The sequence below is a fragment of the Streptomyces sp. Y7 genome (assembly GCF_043195415.1).
Lineage (GTDB): Bacteria > Actinomycetota > Actinomycetes > Streptomycetales > Streptomycetaceae > Streptomyces.
Window position 1 is genome coordinate 69693 of sequence record NZ_JBIDDQ010000008.1, and the last position, 20648, is coordinate 90340.

21 protein-coding genes are annotated in these 20648 nt (G+C 69.3%); 2 read left to right on the forward strand and 19 right to left on the reverse strand.

Translation table 11 applies throughout. The features are described from left to right. Window positions 1-95 precede the first annotated feature (95 nt). The 4 genes from glmM to ACGFW6_RS21595 all read right to left on the reverse strand — a co-directional run bounded on the left by glmM (window position 96) and on the right by ACGFW6_RS21595 (window position 4273). Complete coding sequence (gene glmM / locus ACGFW6_RS21580) at window positions 96-1454, reverse strand: phosphoglucosamine mutase (protein ID WP_393512111.1); 1359 nt, start codon at window positions 1452-1454, stop codon at window positions 96-98. A gap of 234 nt (window positions 1455-1688) precedes the next feature. Beyond that, window positions 1689-2201 carry a 30S ribosomal protein S9 gene (gene rpsI / locus ACGFW6_RS21585; RefSeq protein WP_004927169.1) on the reverse strand — a complete coding sequence of 171 codons (513 nt, stop codon included), beginning with the start codon at window positions 2199-2201 and terminating at the stop codon, window positions 1689-1691. 42 nt (window positions 2202-2243) lie between these two features. Continuing rightward, a complete protein-coding gene (rplM, locus tag ACGFW6_RS21590; protein ID WP_393512113.1) occupies window positions 2244-2687 on the reverse strand; it encodes a 50S ribosomal protein L13 in 444 nt (147 codons plus the stop codon). Between the two features lie 314 nt (window positions 2688-3001). Then, a complete protein-coding gene (locus ACGFW6_RS21595; protein WP_393512116.1) occupies window positions 3002-4273 on the reverse strand; it encodes a glycosyltransferase family 87 protein in 1272 nt (423 codons plus the stop codon). A gap of 73 nt (window positions 4274-4346) precedes the next feature. Between ACGFW6_RS21595 and ACGFW6_RS21600 the strand changes: the two genes are divergently transcribed. Then, complete coding sequence (locus ACGFW6_RS21600; protein ID WP_393512119.1) at window positions 4347-5231, forward strand: hypothetical protein; 885 nt, start codon at window positions 4347-4349, stop codon at window positions 5229-5231. Between the two features lie 45 nt (window positions 5232-5276). Here the strand turns inward: ACGFW6_RS21600 and ACGFW6_RS21605 are convergent, their stop codons facing one another. The 5 genes from ACGFW6_RS21605 to ACGFW6_RS21625 all read right to left on the reverse strand — a co-directional run bounded on the left by ACGFW6_RS21605 (window position 5277) and on the right by ACGFW6_RS21625 (window position 12225). Then, entirely contained in the window at window positions 5277-6350 is a 1074-nt protein-coding gene (locus ACGFW6_RS21605; RefSeq protein WP_393512122.1) for a C40 family peptidase, read from the reverse strand. A gap of 17 nt (window positions 6351-6367) precedes the next feature. Continuing rightward, window positions 6368-6850 carry a poly-gamma-glutamate biosynthesis protein PgsC/CapC gene (locus ACGFW6_RS21610; RefSeq protein WP_030950648.1) on the reverse strand — a complete coding sequence of 161 codons (483 nt, stop codon included), beginning with the start codon at window positions 6848-6850 and terminating at the stop codon, window positions 6368-6370. Window positions 6851-6925: 75 nt separating this feature from the next. Continuing rightward, on the reverse strand, window positions 6926-8557 hold the full coding sequence (gene pgsB, locus ACGFW6_RS21615; protein WP_393512125.1) for a poly-gamma-glutamate synthase PgsB: 1632 nt from the start codon (window positions 8555-8557) through the stop codon (window positions 6926-6928). 7 nt (window positions 8558-8564) lie between these two features. Beyond that, a complete protein-coding gene (locus tag ACGFW6_RS21620) occupies window positions 8565-10835 on the reverse strand; it encodes a HAMP domain-containing protein (protein WP_393512783.1) in 2271 nt (756 codons plus the stop codon). A 211-nt stretch (window positions 10836-11046) separates the two neighbouring features. Continuing rightward, a complete protein-coding gene (locus ACGFW6_RS21625; protein WP_393512786.1) occupies window positions 11047-12225 on the reverse strand; it encodes a CapA family protein in 1179 nt (392 codons plus the stop codon). A gap of 17 nt (window positions 12226-12242) precedes the next feature. Between ACGFW6_RS21625 and ACGFW6_RS21630 the strand changes: the two genes are divergently transcribed. After that, on the forward strand, window positions 12243-13229 hold the full coding sequence (locus ACGFW6_RS21630; protein ID WP_393512128.1) for a hypothetical protein: 987 nt from the start codon (window positions 12243-12245) through the stop codon (window positions 13227-13229). Between the two features lie 3 nt (window positions 13230-13232). Here the strand turns inward: ACGFW6_RS21630 and truA are convergent, their stop codons facing one another. The 10 genes from truA to secY all read right to left on the reverse strand — a co-directional run bounded on the left by truA (window position 13233) and on the right by secY (window position 20648). Then, window positions 13233-14093 carry a tRNA pseudouridine(38-40) synthase TruA gene (gene truA, locus ACGFW6_RS21635; RefSeq protein WP_393512131.1) on the reverse strand — a complete coding sequence of 287 codons (861 nt, stop codon included), beginning with the start codon at window positions 14091-14093 and terminating at the stop codon, window positions 13233-13235. A 141-nt stretch (window positions 14094-14234) separates the two neighbouring features. Beyond that, a complete protein-coding gene (gene rplQ, locus ACGFW6_RS21640; protein ID WP_393512134.1) occupies window positions 14235-14723 on the reverse strand; it encodes a 50S ribosomal protein L17 in 489 nt (162 codons plus the stop codon). Window positions 14724-14902: 179 nt separating this feature from the next. Continuing rightward, entirely contained in the window at window positions 14903-15925 is a 1023-nt protein-coding gene (locus ACGFW6_RS21645; protein WP_003966937.1) for a DNA-directed RNA polymerase subunit alpha, read from the reverse strand. 153 nt (window positions 15926-16078) lie between these two features. Next, entirely contained in the window at window positions 16079-16483 is a 405-nt protein-coding gene (gene rpsK, locus ACGFW6_RS21650) for a 30S ribosomal protein S11 (protein ID WP_003956432.1), read from the reverse strand. Window positions 16484-16549: 66 nt separating this feature from the next. Further along, window positions 16550-16930 (reverse strand): 30S ribosomal protein S13, encoded by a 381-nt coding sequence (rpsM, locus tag ACGFW6_RS21655; protein WP_020135802.1) that lies wholly within the window; start codon window positions 16928-16930, stop codon window positions 16550-16552. A gap of 190 nt (window positions 16931-17120) precedes the next feature. Beyond that, the gene (rpmJ, locus tag ACGFW6_RS21660; RefSeq protein ID WP_003998809.1) at window positions 17121-17234 is read right to left on the reverse strand and encodes a 50S ribosomal protein L36; all 114 of its coding nucleotides are present in this window, start codon (window positions 17232-17234) and stop codon (window positions 17121-17123) included. A 59-nt stretch (window positions 17235-17293) separates the two neighbouring features. Next, on the reverse strand, window positions 17294-17515 hold the full coding sequence (gene infA / locus ACGFW6_RS21665; RefSeq protein WP_003948620.1) for a translation initiation factor IF-1: 222 nt from the start codon (window positions 17513-17515) through the stop codon (window positions 17294-17296). A gap of 180 nt (window positions 17516-17695) precedes the next feature. Further along, on the reverse strand, window positions 17696-18532 hold the full coding sequence (gene map / locus ACGFW6_RS21670) for a type I methionyl aminopeptidase (protein WP_393512138.1): 837 nt from the start codon (window positions 18530-18532) through the stop codon (window positions 17696-17698). Between the two features lie 137 nt (window positions 18533-18669). Further along, complete coding sequence (locus tag ACGFW6_RS21675; protein ID WP_393512141.1) at window positions 18670-19332, reverse strand: adenylate kinase; 663 nt, start codon at window positions 19330-19332, stop codon at window positions 18670-18672. Further along, window positions 19332-20648, reverse strand: a complete 1317-nt coding sequence (gene secY, locus ACGFW6_RS21680; protein WP_393512144.1) for a preprotein translocase subunit SecY — start codon at window positions 20646-20648, stop codon at window positions 19332-19334. The genes ACGFW6_RS21675 and secY overlap by 1 nt, the downstream gene beginning before the upstream one ends.

A 20648-nucleotide genomic window follows, 5' to 3' on the forward strand; every position in this document is an offset into this window, starting at 1 on the left:
ACGCCGTCAGGGGCGCGGGGAACTGCGCGACAAGCCACGACGAACCCGCGGCCCGCGACGCACAGAAACCCCCCGCCCCGACTCGGCACGGCCGACTACCCCAGCGCGGACTTCACGACATCCGCCAGCCGACCCGCAACGGACCGCGCCTGATCGATGTCGGCGGCCTCGACCATCACCCGCACCAGCGGCTCGGTACCCGACGGCCGCAGCAACACCCGCCCGGTGGACCCGAGTTCCCGCTCGGCCTCGGTGACCGCCGACGCGAGCTCCGCCGAGGTCCTCACCCGCGACCTGTCCACGTCCGGCACATTGATCAGCACCTGCGGCAGCCGCTCCATGACGGACGCGAGGTCCTTGAGCGTACGACCGGTCTGCGCGACCCGCGCCGCCAGCAGAAGCCCGGTCAGCGTGCCGTCGCCGGTGGTGGCGTGGTCGAGGATGATGACGTGCCCGGACTGCTCGCCGCCCAGCGCGAACCCGCGCTGCTTCATCTCCTCCAGCACATACCGGTCACCGACCGCGGTCTGCACCAGCGCGATGCCCTCGCGCTCCATGGCGAGCTTGAACCCGAGGTTGGACATCACGGTCGCCACGACCGTCTCGGAGCGCAGCTCGGCCCGCTCCCGCATCGCGAGCGCGAGCACGGCGAGGATCTGGTCGCCGTCCACTTCCTCACCGGTGTGGTCCACGGCGAGGCAGCGGTCGGCGTCACCGTCGTGCGCGACGCCGAAGTCGGCTCCGTGCTCCACGACCGCGGCCTTCAGCTTGTCCATGTGCGTGGACCCGCAGCCGTCGTTGATGTTGAGCCCGTCCGGCTCGGCCCCGATGGTGACGATCTCGGCCCCGGCCCGCGTGAACGCCTCCGGGGAGACACCCGCGGCGGCGCCGTGCGCCTCGTCGAGGACGACCTTCAGCCCTTCCAGCCGGTTGGGCAGCACGCTCAGGAGGTGAGTGACGTACTCGTCGAACCCGGCCTCGTACGAGCGCACCCGCCCGACCCCGGAACCCGTCGGCCGCTCCCACGGCTCGCCGTGCCGGTGCGCCTCGTACACCGCCTCGATCCGGTCCTCCAGCTCGTCGGCGAGCTTGTGGCCGCCGCGGGCGAAGAACTTGATGCCGTTGTCCGGCATGGCGTTGTGGCTGGCGGAGAGCATGACACCGAGGTCGGCGCCGAGCGAGCCCGTGAGGTGCGCGACGGCCGGCGTCGGCAGCACACCGACACGCAGGACGTCCACGCCGGCGCTCGCGAGGCCCGCGACCACGGCGGCTTCCAGGAACTCCCCGGACGCGCGCGGGTCCCGTCCGACCACCGCGGTCGCCCGGTGGCCCTCGAAGGTGCCCGCCTCGGCGAGTACGTGCGCCGCCGCCACGGACAGACCGAGGGCCATCTCGGCCGTCAGATCCGCATTGGCGACACCGCGCACGCCGTCCGTGCCGAAGAGTCGTCCCACTTGTCCTCCTGAGGAAACATCAGTTCCGGTCGCGGAGCCGGCGCTCGCTGTAGCGCATCTCGCCGGGGCTCCCGCTTCCGGGCATTCCATGCCTGGGCATCGGATCACACAAGCCTTTGAACGTCTTGTGCCGTTATACGCCCGAGCCCGGGGATAAGACGAACGCCCCGGCGGCACTGTGGCGTGCCGCCGGGGCGTTCGGAGTACCGGAGTACGAGCAGAGGCAGCTTGCGCTTAGCGCTTGCTGTACTGCGGGGCCTTGCGGGCCTTCTTGAGACCGGCCTTCTTGCGCTCGACCGCACGGTCGTCGCGCTTGAGGAAGCCGGCCTTCTTCAGCGGGCCGCGGTTGTTGTCGACGTCGGCCTCGTTCAGGGCGCGGGCGACACCGAGACGCAGCGCACCGGCCTGGCCGGAGACACCGCCACCGGCGATGCGGGCGATGACGTCGTAACGGCCCTCGAGCTCGAGCACCTTGAACGGCTCGTTGACTTCCTGCTGGTGCACCTTGTTCGGGAAGTAGTCCTCGAGGGTGCGACCGTTGATCTTCCACTTGCCGGTGCCCGGAACGATCCGGACGCGGGCGATGGCGTTCTTGCGACGGCCCAGGCCGGCAGCCGGCTGGGGCTCACCGAAACGCGAGGCCATGGACTCGGAGGTGTACTCGCCCTCCACCGGAACCTCGGACTCGGTGGTGTAGCTGTCGATGTCAAGCTCTTCGAGCGGCTGCTCGGCAGTGGTCTCGGCCACGATTCTCCTCAGATTCTCTTCAGTCTTAGGGGGTGGCCGGACTTACTGCGCGACCTGGGTGATCTCGTACGGCTGCGGCTGCTGCGCGCCGTGCGGGTGCTGGTCACCCTTGTAGACCTTCAGCTTCGAGAGCATCTGACGGCCCAGGGAGTTCTTGGGGAGCATGCCCTTGACGGCCTTCTCGACGGCCTTCTCGGGGTTCTTGTCGAGCAGCTCGTCGTAGCGGACGGAGCGCAGACCACCCGGGTAGCCGGAGTGGCGGTACGCCATCTTCTGGGTCCGCTTGTTGCCGGAGAGGTGCACCTTGTCGGCGTTGATGATGATGACGAAGTCACCGGTGTCGACGTGGGGCGCGTAGATCGGCTTGTGCTTGCCGCGGAGAAGGGACGCGGCGGTGGTGGCGAGACGGCCCAGGACGACGTCCTGAGCGTCAATGACGTGCCACTGGCGAGTCACATCGCCGGGCTTGGGGCTGTACGTACGCACTTCGCAGCCTTCTTCTTCAGTGGATGGGTGCTGACACATGGCATCACTGAAGCGATCGTGCAGCTGGGGACGACAATGCCGGGGACGCTGCCCGTATGCCGCCCACTGGTAACTGCTCCAGGGAACCTAGGTAGAGGCCACTCCCGTGAGAATGAGCAGGCCAATACACAACGAACACGCAGGATACCTGTGGCGCCACGGCCGGGTCAAAACGGGTTGCCCTGGGACGCCCCCTGCTGTCTCTCCCCAGCGTAACCACGCCTCCCGGACAACCCGGCCACAAGGCCCCGCCCGGCCCCGTCGAGTGACCGACGTCATTCCCCCGGCACCCCGGAGTCCCTTCCGGCCGGGTGGACGGGACGGTGCTCGCCCGCAGGATTCACCGGCGGGACCGAGGGGGCCGCGCCCCTGGAGGAGGGGACGGGCAGCGAGGGCGGGGACGCGAGACGTCCCGCGGTCCGCCGGCAGTGCGCGGCCAGCGTCATCGCGAGGACACACAACGTCACCGCGTCCCGGAAGGCCCGCCGCTCCCCCGCCTCCAGATACGGCCAGGTCATCCCCCGCAGCTGCGGCACCAGCGCCAGCCAGAACCAGGGATTCCGGATCACCGCTCCCCGCTTCGGCGCCCCGGCCACCAGCAGCGGCACGACGACCAGCAGATAGTGGTCGTACGACGGCCTGGACACCAGGAACGCCGAGAGCATCAGCAGCGCCGCCGTCTCCGCGGGCCGCAGCGGTCCCGCGTCCCCGGCCCGCCAGCGCCGGTACGCGCACCCCACGCCCACCGCGGCCATCGCGAACGCGAGCAGCGCGGCCCCCGCACCCGGCACCCCGAGCCGGGGCAGCACCGCGAGCGGCGACGCCTCATAGAGCCGTACGAAGCCGTCGTCCCCCCGCAGCAGGAACGGCAGGGTGCGGGTGAAGAAGCCGGCCGGGTCCGGGAGCAGCAGCGCCGCGCCCGCGGAGGCGGCCGCCGGCACCCCGGCCATCCACGTCAGGCCCCGCCACCGCCGCGCGAACACGAACAGCAGACCCACCGGCGCCAGCAGCGGCTTCAGCGCGACCGCCGCACCGAGCACCAGCCCCGCGGCCACCCAGCGCCCGCGCCCGACCAGCAGCACCGCGAGCGGCAGCGCGAGGGCCGCGGTCGCCGTCCAGTTGCCCAGCAGCACGAGATGGGCGAACGGCGCGAACCCGACCGCCAGACCGATCAGACCGAGGGCGGCGAAACGGCTGCGGAGCGGGACCCCGTGCAGCCGCAGCGCGCAGACCCAGCCGCCCACCAGACAGCCGGTCACCAGCAGCGGCACCAGCACGCTCAGCGCGCTCCGCGGCACCACCGTCCACGGAGCCGCCGCGACGACCGCGCTCGGCAGATAGAGGAAGTGGGGGTCGTCATACGGCGATCCGCCGGCCAGCCACACCCGCGCCGCCTTCACGACGATCGCGTTGTCCATCCCTCCGTTCGAGGTCAGCCGGGCCGTACGCGCCACATGGGCGCCCAGTACGGCCCCGAGTGCGACCCACAGATGCCACGAGGCACGTCGTACCAACCACCCGGAGATGTCGTTTTTGTGCTCGCTCATCGACTGAACGCTAGGGGCCCGTGCGCCTCTTGGGGCGGACCGGCACACCCCGGGGCCGTCTAAGATGCGCCCCATGAGCTACGGGCAGCAGGGGGGACCCCCGTCCCAGTGGGATCCCTGGAAACCGCATTCCCAGCAGCCGTGGAACGACGGCGCCGATCAGACTCCGGACTGGGCCGCGCTCGCCGAGGCCTCGGAGACCCGCAACAAGCGGCGTCGGCTGCTGCTGGTCGGCGGCGGCGCAGTCGCCACCGTCGCCATCGGTGCCGCCGTGGCGGTGGCCGTGGTGTCCGCGAACGGCAGCAACTCCGCGTCGAACAAACCGTCTTCCTCGCTGCCCGCGACCGCGGACCTGCCCAGCCAGTCGGGCGCCGCGCCGTCGTTCGCGCCGACGAGCGCTCCGCCGCCGCTGGATCCGAAGGACTTCATCTCCAGCAAGAGCAAGGACACCGCCCCGCTCGGCGCCCAGATCCTCTTCCCCGGCACCCAGCTGACCGTCGGCGGCAAGGTGTACAAGAAGGGCGCGACGGACGACACCAAGAGCTGCTCGGCGGTCACCAAGGGCGGGCTGCCGAAGATCCTCACCACGAGCGACTGCACCCGCTTCATGCGCGTCTCGTACGTGAAGGACGGCATCGCGGTGACGGTCGGCGTGGCGGTCTTCGACACCGCGGCCCAGGCCACCAAGGTCAAGGGCCAGGTGAACACCAAGAAGGACATCATCCGGTCGCTGTCCGGCAAGGGCATCAAGGACTTCTGCACGTCGTCCGTCTGCCTGTCGACGTCCAACTCCTACGGCCGCTACGCCTACTTCACCATCACGGGCTTCACCAGCGGCAAGGACATGACGGACAAGGACACCGCGGCCTTCCAGGTCAGTGACGAGCTGGAGGAGTTCACGTTCCACCAGATCCTCCGGCGGGGCCAGGCACAGGCGTCGGCGGCGGCCAACGAGTAGGGCGGCCGCCGCTCCCGGGCCCGGTCACGCCGGGCCCGGCGTCCCCTACAACCGCTTCGCGCTGCGCAGCGTCTTCGCGTAGTAGCCGTTGCCGTCGAGCCGGGACACACCGCCGACGTCGCCGATGGTGGGCCCGTTGACCTCCTCGCGGCTCGACACGAAGATCAGGTGCCCCTCGGTGTCGTGACCGAGGACCATGCCGACGTGGTCCAGGCGCGAGCCGGTGCGGGTGTCGAGCTTGAAGAAGACGAGGTCGCCCGGCTGGAGCTGGTCGATCGCGGAGGGCCGGTCCTGCGCCGAGATGCCGGCCAGCGGCAGGATGTCGACGCCCTCCTTGGAGCGGGCCATGCCGTTGGCGGTACGCGGCAGGCCGTCGCCCGAGGTGTCCGAGGACATCAGCGGGTAGCGGGCCCGGTAGCCCAGCACCATGCGGATGAAGCCCGAGCAGTCGATGGACCGGGCCCGCATGCCCTCCGGCTGTCCGACGGTGCCGTCCCGGAACGGGTACTGCACGCCGAGGTAGTCGTAGAAGTCGGACTGCTCCAGACGCAGGTCGCCGCCCTCGGCCCCGGTCGTGTTCAGCGGACCGAAGTTCGCGTCACCGGCGTAGACGGTGCCCTGCTCGTCCTTCTTGACCGGTGCGCCCGCCACGTACTGGAAGGCGAAGGCGAAGATGTCGTCCTTCTTGCTGTCCTTGAACTCGGCGTACCAGTCCTTGAACCACTTCTTCTGCTCCGCGCCCTTGGCCCAGGGCTCCGGCATCAGCCGTACCCAGTCCGTCGTGCTGACCTTGGACGCGGTCGAGGTCGGCTCCTGGAAGGTGCGGGCCGGCCCGGTCAGCGTCGCGGTGCGCGCGCCGTCCGTGAAGACTGCCTTGATCTGGCCGTCGGAGCCGCGCAGCACGGACCGCGCCGGGTTCTCCAGCCGGGACCAGGTCTCCTTGCCGCTCTCGGTGGCGGTGGTGCTGCGGCCGCCCTCCAGGACGCCCACGTTGCGCACCTCGGTGACTCCCTGCTCGTCCTGCTTGCGCAGTTCCAGCGTCAGGTAGCCGGAGGTACCGACCAGCGCCAGCAGCACCAGGCCGGTGACGACGGGCCGCGACTTCTTCTTCCCTGCCATCGTTTGCTCCTCGGTTCTCAGACGGTCGGCATGACGCCGAGCAGCAGGCCTGCGGCGACGACGATGTAGGCCATGAGGGAGACGGTGCCGGTGGCCAGCAGCGTGGCCCCCTTGGGCTGGCGCACCATCTGGTAGGCGATCAGGCCCGGCACGATGAAGCCGAGCGTCTGGTTGCCGTACAGCAGCGGGAACTCGAGCGAGAGCACGATCATCACCGTGGCCTGGAGCAGCACCCCCAGCAGCACCACCGCGGCGAACAGCCGCTTGCCGTAGAGGATCACCAGCCGCTGCATGATCTTGGTGCCGCCGTAGGTCAGGGCCGTGACGCCCACGACCATGGCCGCGCGCTGGAGGTCCTCGATGAGGGTGAGCGCGAGCCAGCCGGGGGTGATCATGCCGCCGGGCGACAGGTTGGTCGTCAGATAGCACAGCAGCGAGAAGAACAGGCCTATGGCGATGCCCAGGGCGGCCATCTCGGGTGTCAGGGCGGCGGTGGTCAACGGGGTTCTCCGGACGAGGGGATGCGGGTTCGGGGGCGGGGCGGGCGGCCGACGCGGGTCGGCCGCCCCGCGGGGTCAGGCACGCGGGGGGTGTCCACCGCCGTCGCCGGCCGGCGGACGGCCTCGCCGGTCGTGGTGCTCGTCGCTGTACGGCTGCGGCGCCTGCCCCGTGCCGTACGACTGCTCGGGGTCGTACGCCGGGCCGCCGGGCCCCTGCGGCAGCTGTGGCCGGCCGGGCATGCGCCGGGCCGGTGCCTGGAACCAGCCCTGAACCTGCGGCTGAGGTGCCTGGGTCCGGGCCCCGCCGTACTGGTCCGCCCCCTGCACGGGAGCGCCGGTGTACGCCCCGGCCGTGTCGCCGTACGGCGCCGCCGGCTGCGGGATGCGGACCACCGGGATCTCCTGGGTCTGCGACGCCTGGTACCGCTCCTCGTACGCCGTGGGGTACGAGGCGTACGGGTCCAGGCGCTGCTGCTGGGCCGGCGCGGCGGCCGCGGGCCGGTCCGGGCCGTCGTCGGCGGCGCTCTCGTCGGCCGGCAGTTCGGCCAGGTACTCCAGGAGCTCCTCGCCCTGCCCGTGGATGTTGCCGATGGCGACCAGGGAGGAGCCGTCGGACATCCGGCCCAGCAGTGTCGGCATGAACTCGTCCGCCGAGCGGCGCTCGCCGCCGAGGTCGACCGCGCGGTCACGCCAGTCGGCGGGGATGGCGTCGATGGCGCTCTTGGCGGGGTGCCCGATGACGAAGACGTTGTCGGGCTGCAGGTCGGGGATGATCTCGCCCATCTGCCCGTTGCGCTCCACCCGGTCCGGGCGGCAGTTGATCACGACGTTCAGGGGGCGGCGGATCGCGCCGAGGTCGAGCAGCTGGTTGATGTTCATCAGCGTCGACTCGGGGTCGTTGGCCGCGAAGACGTTGGCGAAGGCGAGCCGCTTGTCCTCGGGGGTGACGTACCGCTCGACGGAGAGCACGCCGGGGTCCGGCGGGGCGTCGTACATGCCCTGCAGGGCGACCTTGCGCTCGATGCCGAGCAGGTCCGCGACGACCAGCGCGATCGCCACGTTCTCCTTGAAGGTGAACCAGCTGAAGCCGCGCAGCTCCTCGTCGGTGACCGTCTCCGGATCGGCGTAGATCAACTGGCAGTTACGGGCGTCCGCCTCCTCCTGGAGGATGGGGAAGCGCTCCTTCTCGGCGGTGACGCAGATGCCGTCCTCCGGCATCGAGCGGCACAGCGAGCGCGCCACGTCGTCCAGGGTCGGTCCCATCTCGGCGAGATGGTCCTCGCGGACGTTGCACAGCACGCCGATCGTCGAGCGGATCAACTTGCTCTGGTTGACCTCCTGCAGGGCCGGCATGACCGCCATGCACTCGATGACGAGGGCGTCGGGGCGGTAGGTCGCGGCCCGGCGGACGATGCCGATCTGCTCCACCACGTTGGCGATGCCGAACTTGCGGTAGACCGGCTCCTCCGTGGCGTCCGGGTGGATGAAGCGCGCCGCGGTGCCCGTCGTCTTGGCGACGGTGACCAGGCCACCGCCGCGCAGGGCACCCGCGCACAGCCGGGTGATGGAGGACTTGCCGCGGATGCCGTTGACCAGCACCCGGGAGGGGATCGTGTGCAGCGCGGCGTAGTGCCTGCGCTGCTCGACGATGCCCGCGATCAGCAGGAACACCGAGCCGATCAGCAGGACGAAGTAGAGGTAGAGCACGGGCCGGTCACCTTCCTCCGGCGCCGAGCCGTGGCTCGGCACTCCGGCGTGCCTGGTTCTGCCTGCGGGCCTGCAACTGCTGGCGGACCAGTTCGAGGCTGCGGACGACGGCCCCCACCTCGTCGTGGTAGCGGGGGTACAGCACGGTCTTGAGGTCACCGTCGGCGAGCTTCTCGGCGCTGCCGGCGAGGGCGCGCAGCGGCCGGACGACGACCAGGTGGATCCAGCCGAGGCAGACCACGATCAGCGCGAGCCCGAGCATCCCGGCGAGCACGCTGCGGTCCTCGCGCTCGTACGGGGCGATCTCGAAGTGCTTGGCGTTCTGCCAGCTGATCACGGTCCAGCCGACGTCGGCGGCCACACCGCCGCCGGAGAAGGGCGCCGCCGCGGCGACCGTGACCGAGCGCCCCTCGCGGATGAGCAGGCCGTTCTCCACGGGTCCCGCGCCGACCTTGACGCCGCCGGCCCGCACGAGGTCGGTGAGCGAATCGCGCGGCAGGCTCTCGAAGGCCAGGAAGCCGTCGCTGCCGGCGATGGTCCGCGCCTCGGCGTCGACCACGCGGACCTCGCCGAGCCCGGGCCTGGCCAGCAGCGAGTTCAGGAACTCCACCCGGATCTCGCCGACCAGGGTCAGGCCCTTGGCGTCCGGTACGGCGGCCGCGGCCTGGATCACCGGCTTCTTGCCGCCCTCGCCCGCGACCCGGATGAGCGGCGCGTCCTTCTCGCCGGACCCGCGGTCCCCGCTCCAGTCCGCGTGGGGCTCGTCGCCGGCGCGGGCGACGACGTCGCCGCCCTTGTCGACGACGTACAGGGAGCCGTAGCGCGTGTGCTTGCGCAGGGCGTCGTCCAGCACACCGGTGGTGGCGTCGGGGTCGTCCGCGTCGATCAGCCGGGTGGTGGAGACGAGGTCGGCCTGGGCCTCGTTGAGGGCGCGGCGGACCCGGTCGGCGACGAGGTCGGTGCGGTCGCGCTGATCGTTGACCATGGTGCTCGGCACGGTCACCGAGGCGTCCGTGCGGTTGAGGAGCAGCCCCACCGGCACGCACCACAGCAACAGCAGGACGGCGGTGAGCGCCAACGGCACCCGCAGACCGAACCGCGCCCGGCGGCCCTTGCGCTCGCCGGCCTCCCGGCCCGCCTCCGCATCGCCGGACAGCTGCGCCCGCAGCCGCTCCAGCGCGGCACCGACGCGGGCGGCCTCGCCCCAGCGGGGCATCTCGACGGGGCGGGTCAGATCGCCGCGGGCCAGCCGGCGCGACTCCAGGAAGAGGCTCAGCAGGGGCCGCTGCACGGCCATCCACAGCAGGGCCGCCGCGAGGAGTCCGAACACCACCAGGACGCCGGCCGCCACCAGTCCGTACAGCTCCCGCTCCTGCCCGACGGCCTGTTCCTGCACCACGGGCAGCATGGCCACGACCGTCAGGCCGAGGCCCGCGCCGACGCTCTCGCGCTGCTCCGGGTCGGCGGAGGCGAGGGAGGCGTATCCGGCGGTGGCGACACGGCCGTTGTAGGAGTCGCCGAGCAGGGTTCCGCTGACGCCCGGGTAGCCGCGGGAACCGGGCTCCCGTGCGCTGACGGGGTTCTGCTCGGTCTCCTTGGCGCTGCGCTCGGACAGCCGGGTCATCTGCTTCTGGAGGAAGGACAGCTCGTCGCGCTCGGCGTCCGAGTTGAGCGCCTCGGCCTGCTCGAAACCGGCGGTGGCGAGGACCTCGCCGCCGCGGGCCACGACCGCCATGGAGCGGAACGCGCCCAGGTTGATGGCGGGCACGGAGAGGCTGTTGGAGGCGATCAGCAGCTGCTGCGGACGGTCCTCGTAGTCGAGGAGGGCCATCGTCATCAGCCGTACGTCGCCGGTCTCCAGGCGGACCATGCGGGGGGTCAGGGCGTGCTCTCCGGTCAGGACGTCCTTGTCCAGCCAGGCGAGCGGAATCGTTTCGCCTCTTGCGGCGAGCACCTTTCCGCTCTCCAGGTCCAGCACCGTGGTGCCGGTCCACTTCTGGTACGTGGTGCTCAGGTCCGACAGCACCCGCTCCGGGTCGGCGGGCTTCCCCGCGTTCAGTGCGGCGGCGGTGCGGTTCAGGTCGGTGACGCGCTCGTCGATCGACGCGCGTAGTGCGATGGCGCCGTCCTCGGCGAAGTGCTGCTGGGAGCCCAGCACGGCCTTGGGCACGACCGGGTCGCCGGCCGGGCCCAGCACCTTGGCCGTCAGTCCGGCCAGGGCGAGGATCAGCAGGCACAGCAGCGCGATCGGCGGGCGGATGCCGCCCAGCAGCGGCATGTCCGCGCGTCTGCGCAGGCGTCTGCGCCCGCCCCGTGCGGGACGCCGTGCGCCTTGGGTTGGAGTCACCGGTGGTCTTCCTTCGCCTCTTCACTACTCAGGCGCTCGCAGGAGCCACCGCTGACGCGGGCATGAGACGCCGTCCCTTTAGAAGACTGCCGACACGCGCCGGGGTTGGGTCCCGGCGGGCAACAGCTTCCTGTGTCGCTCGTCACGTCCCGAGATCGAGCTGCTCAAGGCCTTCGCCGCCCGGCGCGCCGCGGTTGTAGAGGAAGCCGCGGGTACGGTCGGCGGCCAGCCGGTACCGGGCCAGCCGGTCCTCGGACACCTCGCCGGGGTGGTCGAGCGCCGCCTGCACGTCCACCACGCGGTGGTCCGCGACGGCGTCCTTCGGGGCCTTCTCGCCCTCCTCGACCTCCGGCGGGATGTCGACCAGCGTGGTCCGGTAACGGGCGCCGACGTCCCAGCCGTCGGCCGTCTCCTTGAACTCGAACCAGCCGATCGCCCCCTCCTCGGTGAGGCCGGTCGGCGAGGAGTGCCGGGCGACCTGGTTGCCGAGGCTGTAGGCGACCCAGGTGCCGTTGAGCTTCTGGATGGGCTGCACGACATGGGAGTGGTGGCCGATCACCAGGTTGATCCCGGTGTCCTTGGTGAGGCGGTCCGCAAGCTGCAGCTGGGGGACGCTCGGCTCGTTGTAGTGCTCCAGGCCCCAGTGGACCGAGAGGATCACCACCTCGGCGCCCTTCTGGCGGGCCCGGGTCTCGGCCTTCTTGACGGCGTCGAAGCCGATCCGGTTGAAGGCCCAACGCTCCTTCTCCGGCGTGGGATTGAGGAAGGACTCCCAGGAATAGGACAGATGGGCGACCTTGACGCCGTTGACGTCCCGAATGTTGATCTGCTCTGCTTCGTCGGGCGTGCGGAAGGACCCGGTGTGCCCGAGGCCCACCTTGTCCATCGCGTCCAGGGTGCGCTTCACGGCCTTGAGACCGTGGTCGTAGGTGTGATTGGAGGCCGTCGAGCAGGTGTCGTACCCCACGTCCTTGAGGGTCGTGAGGATCTGCGGCGGAACGAGGAACTCCGGGTAGCCCTCGAACGGGCCCTTGGGCGTTCCGACCGGCGTCTCCATGTGGCAGATGGCCAGATCGGCCTTGCTGATGATCGGCTTCACGCCGGCCATCAGCGGCCCGAAGTCCAGCCCGGCCTGTCCCTCACCGGTCTTCTTGGCATCCTTGGCGGCCTGTTCGACCAGCTCGGGGTGGATCAGCACGTCACCCGCGGCGGCGACGGTGAACGAGCGCCCACCAGGCTTCACCTGAGCCCCGGACGGCTCGGAGGTACAGGCGGCGACGAGGCCGGCCAAAGCCCCCAGAACCGCCACGGAGCGACCTATACGGAGAGACTTACGGAATGTCACCGCGACATACTCACACGCCACTCAGACCCCAATCGGTCTCTACCATCACGAGAACGTCACGTTTCGCTCGCATTCTTGCCCCGACGGTTTTGATCCTCGCGTTGGCCGGTTGTGACACGACATCACCCGAAGAGTCGGAACATTCGGTTCCGCAGGCCCGCGAACTCGTCGACCTGCGCAGCCGGATCCTCGACTACACGGCCGGCTTCGCACCCGACGGCCCGTACACCCCGCCCGGCGACAGCCGGCGCGAGGCGCTGGCACGCGGCGTGGGCCACCTGCTGGACGGCGACGCGGCCGGGGCCGAGCGCGTCCTCGCCCCCCTCGGCCTGGGCGTCACCCGCCTCACCGACACCGACTCCGGCCGCCGCTACGACGAGATCGCCGCGCTGCGGCCGAACAGCGAGGCCGCCCGCTGGGGCCGCCTGTACCTGACCGCCGACTCCGACGTGCGCTGGAACATCCAGGTCCCGCACCCCGTGTCCGACCGTGACACCGAGGAACTCGGGGTCCGGCTGCTGGAGAACACGTCCTCGGGCTCGCTGGTCGTCGCCGGCGCCCACCGCCGGGCGGGCCGCTCGGACGCCGCGGACGTCGCCCACCGCGAGGACAGCGCCTTCCACACGATCGTCGTGGAGCTGCAGAAGCGCGGCGTGCCCGGGCTCCAACTGCACGGCTTCGCCGAGTCCTCCGAGCGCCCCTACGAGGCCGTCGTCTCCGGCGGCTCGGCCCAGAGCACGTCCGGCGAGGCATCGGCACTGGCCGATCGCCTGGAGGCGGAGGGGCTGCGGGTCTGCCGGGGCTGGTCCGCGCGCTGCCCGCTGGAGGGCACCACCAACGTCCAGGGCAGGTCGGCCGAACGCCGGCACGCCGCCTTCCTGCACGTGGAACTGGCCCCCGACGCCCGCGACGACAGCCGCGACGCCGAGGAGACCGAGGACGCCCTGGGCGACCTGCTGGGGACGTGGTCCCAGAACTGAGGCTCAGCAGCAGCCGAAGCCGCCCGGCAACGTCCGCTTGTTCCGCGCCTCCTTGTTCCGCGCGGCCAGCAACGCGTCGGCGGGATACCCGACCTCTTCGAGCGTCAGCCCGTGCGGCCGTACGACATGCACGGCAGAGTCCCGCACACCGGCGGCGAGCACCTTGCCCGGCCAGTCGGCGGGCCGGTGCCCGTCCCCCACGAACAGCAGCGCCCCGATGAGCGAGCGCACCATGTTGTGGCAGAAGGCGTCGGCACGCACGGTCGCGGTGACGATCCCGTCGTCCCCGCGCACCAGGCTCAGTTGCTGCAGGGTGCGGATGGTGGTGGCACCCTCGCGCTTCTTGCAGTACGCGGCGAAGTCGTGCTCCCCGAGCAGCCGCCGCGCGGCCTCGTTCATGGCGTCGACGTCGAGCGGCCAGTCGTGCCACAGGACATGGTTGCGCAGCAGCGGGTCGACGCCGCCGGGGTTGTCGGTGACGCGGTAGGCGTACCGCCGCCAGACCGCGGAGAACCGGGCGTTGAACCCGGCGGGCGCCTCCCGCAGCGCCCACACCCGCACATCCCTCGGCAGCCGCCCGGCGAGCCGCTTGAGCAACTTCTCGTGATGCTCACGCCACACCGTCTCGGGCAGATCCACATGCGCGACCTGCCCCCGAGCGTGCACTCCGGCGTCGGTCCGCCCGGCGACGGTCAGCTCGTACGTCGTACTCCCCGACCGCGTGACCGTCCGCAGCGCGTCCTCGATCTCCCCCTGCACGGTCCGCCGCCCACCGGCCTGCTTGGCCCACCCGGAGAACTCGGTCCCGTCGTAGGACAGATCAAGGCGCACCCGCACATACCCGGGCTCTACTTCGTCACTCACCCGTAGATCCTCTCAGCAACACAAAAGCGGGCCCGCCCCTCGAAAGGAACGGACCCGCCAACGCCCTGAAGGGGCGCGGGGAACTGCGCGACGCGCCACGACGAAAGCCGCAGCCGCGACCGAACAGCACCCGGCAGACGCTTACGCGTCCTTCGACTCCTCGGCAGCCTCGTCGGCCTTCGTGGTGTCGACCGTGCTCTCGGCGACCTCGGCGTCCTTGGCGGCACGCTTGGTGGCGGCCTCGGCCTCGCCCGTGGCCTCCTGCGCGACCGTCAGCGCCTCGACCAGCTCGATGACAGCCATGGGCGCGTTGTCGCCACGGCGGTTACCGATCTTGGTGATGCGGGTGTAGCCACCCGGACGGTTCTCGTAGCGCGGGCCGATCTCGGTGAAGAGCGTGTGGACGACGCTCTTGTCCGTGATGACCTGGAGCACCTGACGGCGGTTGTGAAGGTCGCCCTTCTTCGCCTTGGTCACCAGACGCTCGGCGTACGGCCGCAGACGGCGGGCCTTGGCCTCGGTGGTGGTGATACGGCCGTGCTCGAAGAGCGCCTTCGCGAGGTTCGCGAGGAGCAGCTTCTCGTGCGCGGCGCTGCCGCCCAGACGGGCACCCTTGGTGGGCTTCGGCATGTCAATCTCCTGTGTGTCTGCCCCGGCCGTATGAGGTACCGAGGTCAGTATCCGAGCAGGCGGTTACCTGTCGGAGATCCGGGAGCGGCCCCGAAGGGGCGCTCCCGGAAGGGGCGCGGGGAACTGCGCGACCAGCCGAAACCGGCCCGCAGAAGCAGTACGGCCTCCCCGCGGAGCGCTTAGTACTGCTCGGTCTCCACGAAACCGGCGTCCGCGTCGTCGTCGGCGCCGAAGGCGTCGGCCGCGGCCGTCGGGTCGAATCCGGGCGGGCTGTCCTTGAGGGCCAGGCCCATGCCGGCCAGCTTCGCCTTGACCTCGTCGATCGACTTCGCACCGAAGTTACGGATGTCGAGGAGGTCGGCCTCGGAACGCGCCACGAGCTCACCCACGGAGTGGATGCCCTCGCGCTTGAGGCAGTTGTACGACCGAACGGTGAGCTCCAGCTCCTCGATCGGCAGCGCCAGATCGGCGGCAAGGGCGGCGTCCGTGGGGGACGGGCCCATGTCGATGCCCTCGGCGTCGATGTTCAGCTCACGAGCGAGACCGAACAGCTCGACCAGCGTCTTACCGGCGGAGGCCATGGCGTCACGCGGACGCATCGCCTGCTTGGTCTCGACGTCGACGATCAGCTTGTCGAAGTCGGTGCGCTGCTCGACACGCGTGGCCTCGACCTTGTACGTGACCTTCAGAACCGGCGAGTAGATCGAGTCGACCGGGATACGGCCGATCTCCTGGCCCACCTGCTTGTTCTGCACGGCGGAGACGTAACCACGGCCACGCTCGACCGTGAGCTCCATCTCCAGCTTGCCCTTGCCGTTGAGCGTGGCGAGGACGAGGTCGGGGTTGTGCACCTCGACACCGGCCGGGGGCGCGATGTCGGCGGCGGTGACCAGACCCGGGCCCTGCTTGCGCAGGTACATCACGACCGGCTCGTCGTGCTCCGAGGAGACGACCAGCTGCTTGATGTTGAGGATCAGGTCGGTGACGTCCTCCTTGACGCCCGGCACGGTGGTGAACTCGTGCAGCACGCCGTCGATACGGATGGACGTGACCGCCGCACCCGGAATCGAGGAGAGGAGGGTCCGGCGAAGGGAGTTGCCGAGGGTGTAACCGAAGCCCGGCTCCAGCGGCTCGATCACGAACCGGGAGCGGAACTCGTCGACGACCTCTTCGGTCAACGAGGGACGCTGAGCGATCAGCATGTGTGGATCAGATCCTTCTTTCGTGGACGCCCGCTATTTGACGTCCGACGGAAACCGCGCCCATGGAAAGCGCGGGTACTGCAAGGGTAAGGGCGATACGGCCCCGAAGAGCCGTACCGCCCGAACCCGAAGCCTGCGCGAAGCAGCCGTGCGTCAGACGCGACGACGCTTCGGCGGACGGCAGCCGTTGTGCGGGGTCGGGGTGACGTCCTGGATGGAGCCGACCTCGAGACCGGTCGCCTGGAGCGAACGGATGGCGGTCTCACGACCGGAACCCGGGCCCTTGACGAACACGTCGACCTTGCGCATGCCGTGCTCCTGCGCGCGGCGGGCAGCCGACTCGGCGGCCATCTGCGCGGCGAACGGCGTGGACTTGCGGGAGCCCTTGAAGCCGACGTGGCCGGCGGAGGCCCAGGAGATCACGTTGCCCGAGGGGTCCGTGATGGAGACGATCGTGTTGTTGAACGTGCTCTTGATGTGCGCGTGGCCGTGAGCGACGTTCTTCTTTTCCTTGCGGCGCACCTTCTTGGCAGCGCCCTGACGACCCTTGGGGGGCATCTGTACTCCTACGGGAGGTGGTCGGTCCTACAGCGAAGACCGCTGGACGGCGAAGTCCGCTGTGGACTACTTCTTGCCCGGCTTCTTCTTGCCGGCGATGGCGCGACGCGGGCCCTTGCGGGTACGGGCGTTCGTGCTGGTGCGCTGACCGCGGACGGGCAGACCGCGACGGTGACGGAGACCCTGGTAGCAACCGATCTCGACCTTGCGGCGGATGTCGGCCTGGATCTCGCGACGGAGGTCACCCTCGGTCTTGATGTTGTTGTCGACGTACTCACGAATCGCGACGAGCTGCTCCTCGGAGAGGTCGCGAACGCGCGTGTTCGGGTCGATGCCGGTCTCGGCCAGCGTCTGCTGGGAGAGCGTCCGGCCAATACCGAACACGTAGGTCAGGGCGACCTCCACGCGCTTTTCGCGCGGGATGTCAACACCGGAAACGCGTGCCATTCAATGGCTCCTGGTGATCTTCGGAGGTCTTCCGCAGAACCGATTCCCAGCCGCCGTACGAGGTACGAACTGGGTCCCCGGCCTCCGAACCGGGGGTGTCAGGCGAAGGTTCACCTGGGTTCTGCGTATGAACATATTCAGCTTGCGTCGCGCGAATCTCTGCGATGGATGCAGAGGGATCGGTCGTGCGTCAGCCCTGGCGCTGCTTGTGGCGCGGGTTCTCGCAGATGACCATGACCCGACCGTGACGGCGGATCACCCTGCACTTGTCGCAGATCTTCTTGACGCTCGGCTTGACCTTCATGGGATTGAGGTTCTCCGGGTCAGTGCCACCACCCCGCCGGAACGGAGTGCGGGCAAGATCTACTTGTAGCGGTAGACGATCCGGCCACGCGTCAGGTCGTACGGAGACAACTCCACCACGACCCGGTCGTCAGGGAGGATGCGGATGTAGTGCATACGCATCTTGCCGCTGATGTGTGCCAGGACCTGGTGGCCGTTCTGGAGCTCGACCTTGAACATGGCGTTCGGCAGAGACTCGACGACAGTGCCCTCGATCTCGATGGCACCTTGCTTCTTGGCCACGCTTCGCCCTTCGGAATCGACTACCTTGATCGACTCCTGTGCTTTCCCTTACGGGTGCATGCGGACATGCGGGTGCACGAGAGCCGACGAGTCAGTCTACGTCAGCGCACCCGGAAAGACGAATCGAGGAATCCTGCCCTGACCGGCAGATCATTAAGCACGCCGTCCGCGGAAGGGCACTCAGGCCAGCGGATCCGGCGCAGCGACGATCCCGTGCTCGGCCAGCTTCGCCTTGCCGCCGTCGGGGGCCGTCAGCACGAGCGGGCCCTCCTCGGTCAGCGCGACGGAGTGCTCCCAGTGCGAGGACCAGGTGCCGTCGGTGGTGATGACCGTCCAGTCGTCCGAGAGGACCTCGGTCTTCGGGGTGCCCAGGGACACCATCGGCTCGATCGCGAGGCAGAAGCCGGTGACCAGCTTCGGCCCCTTCCCCCGCCGGCGCTCCACGTAGTTCAGCAGATGCGGGTCCATGTGCATCTCGGTGCCGATGCCGTGGCCGCCGTAGTCCTCGATGATGCCGTAGCGGCCGCCGCCGGGCTTCGGCTGGCGGCGGATGTAGGTCTCGATGGCACGGGAGACGTCGACCAGGCGGTTGCCCTGCTTCATGGCCGCGATCCCGGCCCACATCGACTCCTCGGTCACCCGGGAGAGCTCGACCAGCTCCGGAGCGTGACCGGAGCCCACGAAGGCGGTGTAGGCGGCGTCGCCGTGCCAGCCGTCGATGATGGCGCCGCAGTCGATGGAGATGATGTCGCCGTCCTTCAGGACGACGTCCTCGGACGGGATGCCGTGGACGACCACGTCGTTCACCGAGGTGCAGATGGTCGCGGGGAAGCCGCCGTAGCCGAGGAAGTTCGACTTGGCACCGTGCTCCGCGAGCACCTTGCGGGCGACCTCGTCCAGATCCTTGGTGCTGGCCCCGGGCACCGCGGCCTCGCGCGTGGCCGCGTGAATGGCGGCGACGACCAGCCCCGCCTCACGCATCTTGGCGATCTGCTCGGGGGTCTTGATCTGCACCATGGGGTCGGGGGCCTTTCCTGCCGGGTGGAGGGACTGCTTCAACCATAAGGGCGGAGCCGGGACGCCCCGCCCCACGCAGCAGCCGCGGTCCCCTCTGAGGGAACCGCGGCTTGTGCTGCGTACGAGCTGGAACGCTCCTACTTGCCGTCCTCGTCACGCTTGAGCGCCTCCATGGCGCGCGCCGTGACCTCTTCGACCTTGCCCAGCGCGGAGATGGTGACGACCAGCCCCTGCGACTTGTAGTAGTCGATGATCGGCTCGGTCTGCGTGTGGTAGACCTCGAGACGCTTGCGGACCGTCTCCTCCGAGTCGTCGTCACGCTGGTACAGCTCGCCGCCGCAGACGTCGCAGACGCCCTCCTGCTTCGGCTTGCTGTACGTCACGTGGAAGACGTGGCTGGAGTCCTTGCGGCAGATCCGCCGCCCGGCGATCCGCTTGACGACCTCTTCCTCGGGGACTTCCAGGTCCAGGACCGCGTCCAGCTTCATGCTCTCGGACTGGAGCATCTCGTCCAGAGCCTCGGCCTGGGACACGTTGCGGGGAAAACCGTCCAGCAGGAAGCCGTTCTCGGCGTCCGGCTTCTCCATGCGGTCCTTGGCCATCCCGATGGTGACCTCGTCCGGCACCAGGTTGCCCGCGTCCATGTAGGACTTCGCGAGCTTCCCGAGCTCCGTCTGCTGGCTGATGTTGGCGCGGAACAGGTCGCCCGTGGAGATGTGCGGGATCGACAGGTTCTTGGCGAGGAACGCGGCCTGCGTTCCCTTGCCGGCACCCGGCGGCCCGACGAGGACGATACGCATCAGCGGAGGAACCCTTCGTAATTGCGCTGCTGGAGCTGGCTCTCGATCTGCTTCACCGTTTCAAGACCGACACCCACGATGATCAGGATGCTGGTACCACCGAACGGGAAGTTCTGGTTTGCCCCGAAACCAGCCAACGCCATCGTCGGCACGAGAGCGATCAGACCCAAGTACAGCGAGCCCGGCCAGGTGATCCGGTTGAGTACGTACGAAAGGTACTCAGCGGTCGGTCGGCCAGCCCGGATGCCCGGGATGAAGCCACCATACTTCTTCATGTTGTCCGCGACTTCCTCGGGGTTGAACGAGATAGCCACGTAGAAGAACGCGAAGAAGACAATCAGGAAGAAATACAGGGTGACGTGCACGGGTGCCCCCGTGTCGGCCAGGTTCTGTGTGACCCAGGTCGCCCAGCCGGACTCCTGATTGTTGGAGAACTGCACGATCAGCGCCGGAATATAGAGCAGCGACGACGCGAAGATGACGGGAATCACGCCCGCCTGGTTCACCTTGAGCGGGATGTACGTCGACGTACCGCCGTAGGAACGGCGGCCGATCATGCGCTTCGCGTACTGCACCGGAATTCGGCGCTGCGCCTGCTCGACGAAGACGACCAGGCCGACCATGACCAGGCCCACCGCGATGACGGTGCCGAACTCGATCCAGCCGTCGGCCAGGTTGCCCTGCTGCTTGATGGCCCACAGGGCGGACGGGAAGGTCGCGGCGATCGAGATGAACATCAGGATCGACATGCCGTTGCCGATGCCGCGGTCGGTGATCAGCTCACCGAGCCACATGACGACGGCCGTACCGGCGGTCATGGTGATGACCATGGTGATGGTCTTGAAGATCGACTGGTCCGGGACGATCTGGCCGGCGACCGCGCAACCCTGGAAGAGCGCGCCGCTGCGGGCGGTGGCCACCAGGCCGGTGCCCTGCAGGATGGCGAGCGCCACCGTCAGGTAGCGGGTGTACTGCGTGATCTTGGCGGTACCGGCCTGGCCCTCCTTCTTGAGGGCTTCCAGGCGCGGGATCACGACGGTCAGCAGCTGAAGGATGATACTCGCCGTGATGTACGGCATGATGCCGAGCGCGAAGATCGTGATCTGAAGCAGTGCGCCGCCGCTGAACATGTTGACCAGACCGAACAGACCCGTGTTGGTGCTGGCCTGGTCGATGCAGGTCTGGACGGCCGTGTAGTCGACGCCAGGGATCGGAATGTGTGTACCGATGCGGTACACCACGATGATGGCGAGAGTGAAGAGCAGCTTCTTGCGCAGGTCGGGCGTCTTGAACGCCCGGGCGAACGCGGTGAGCAC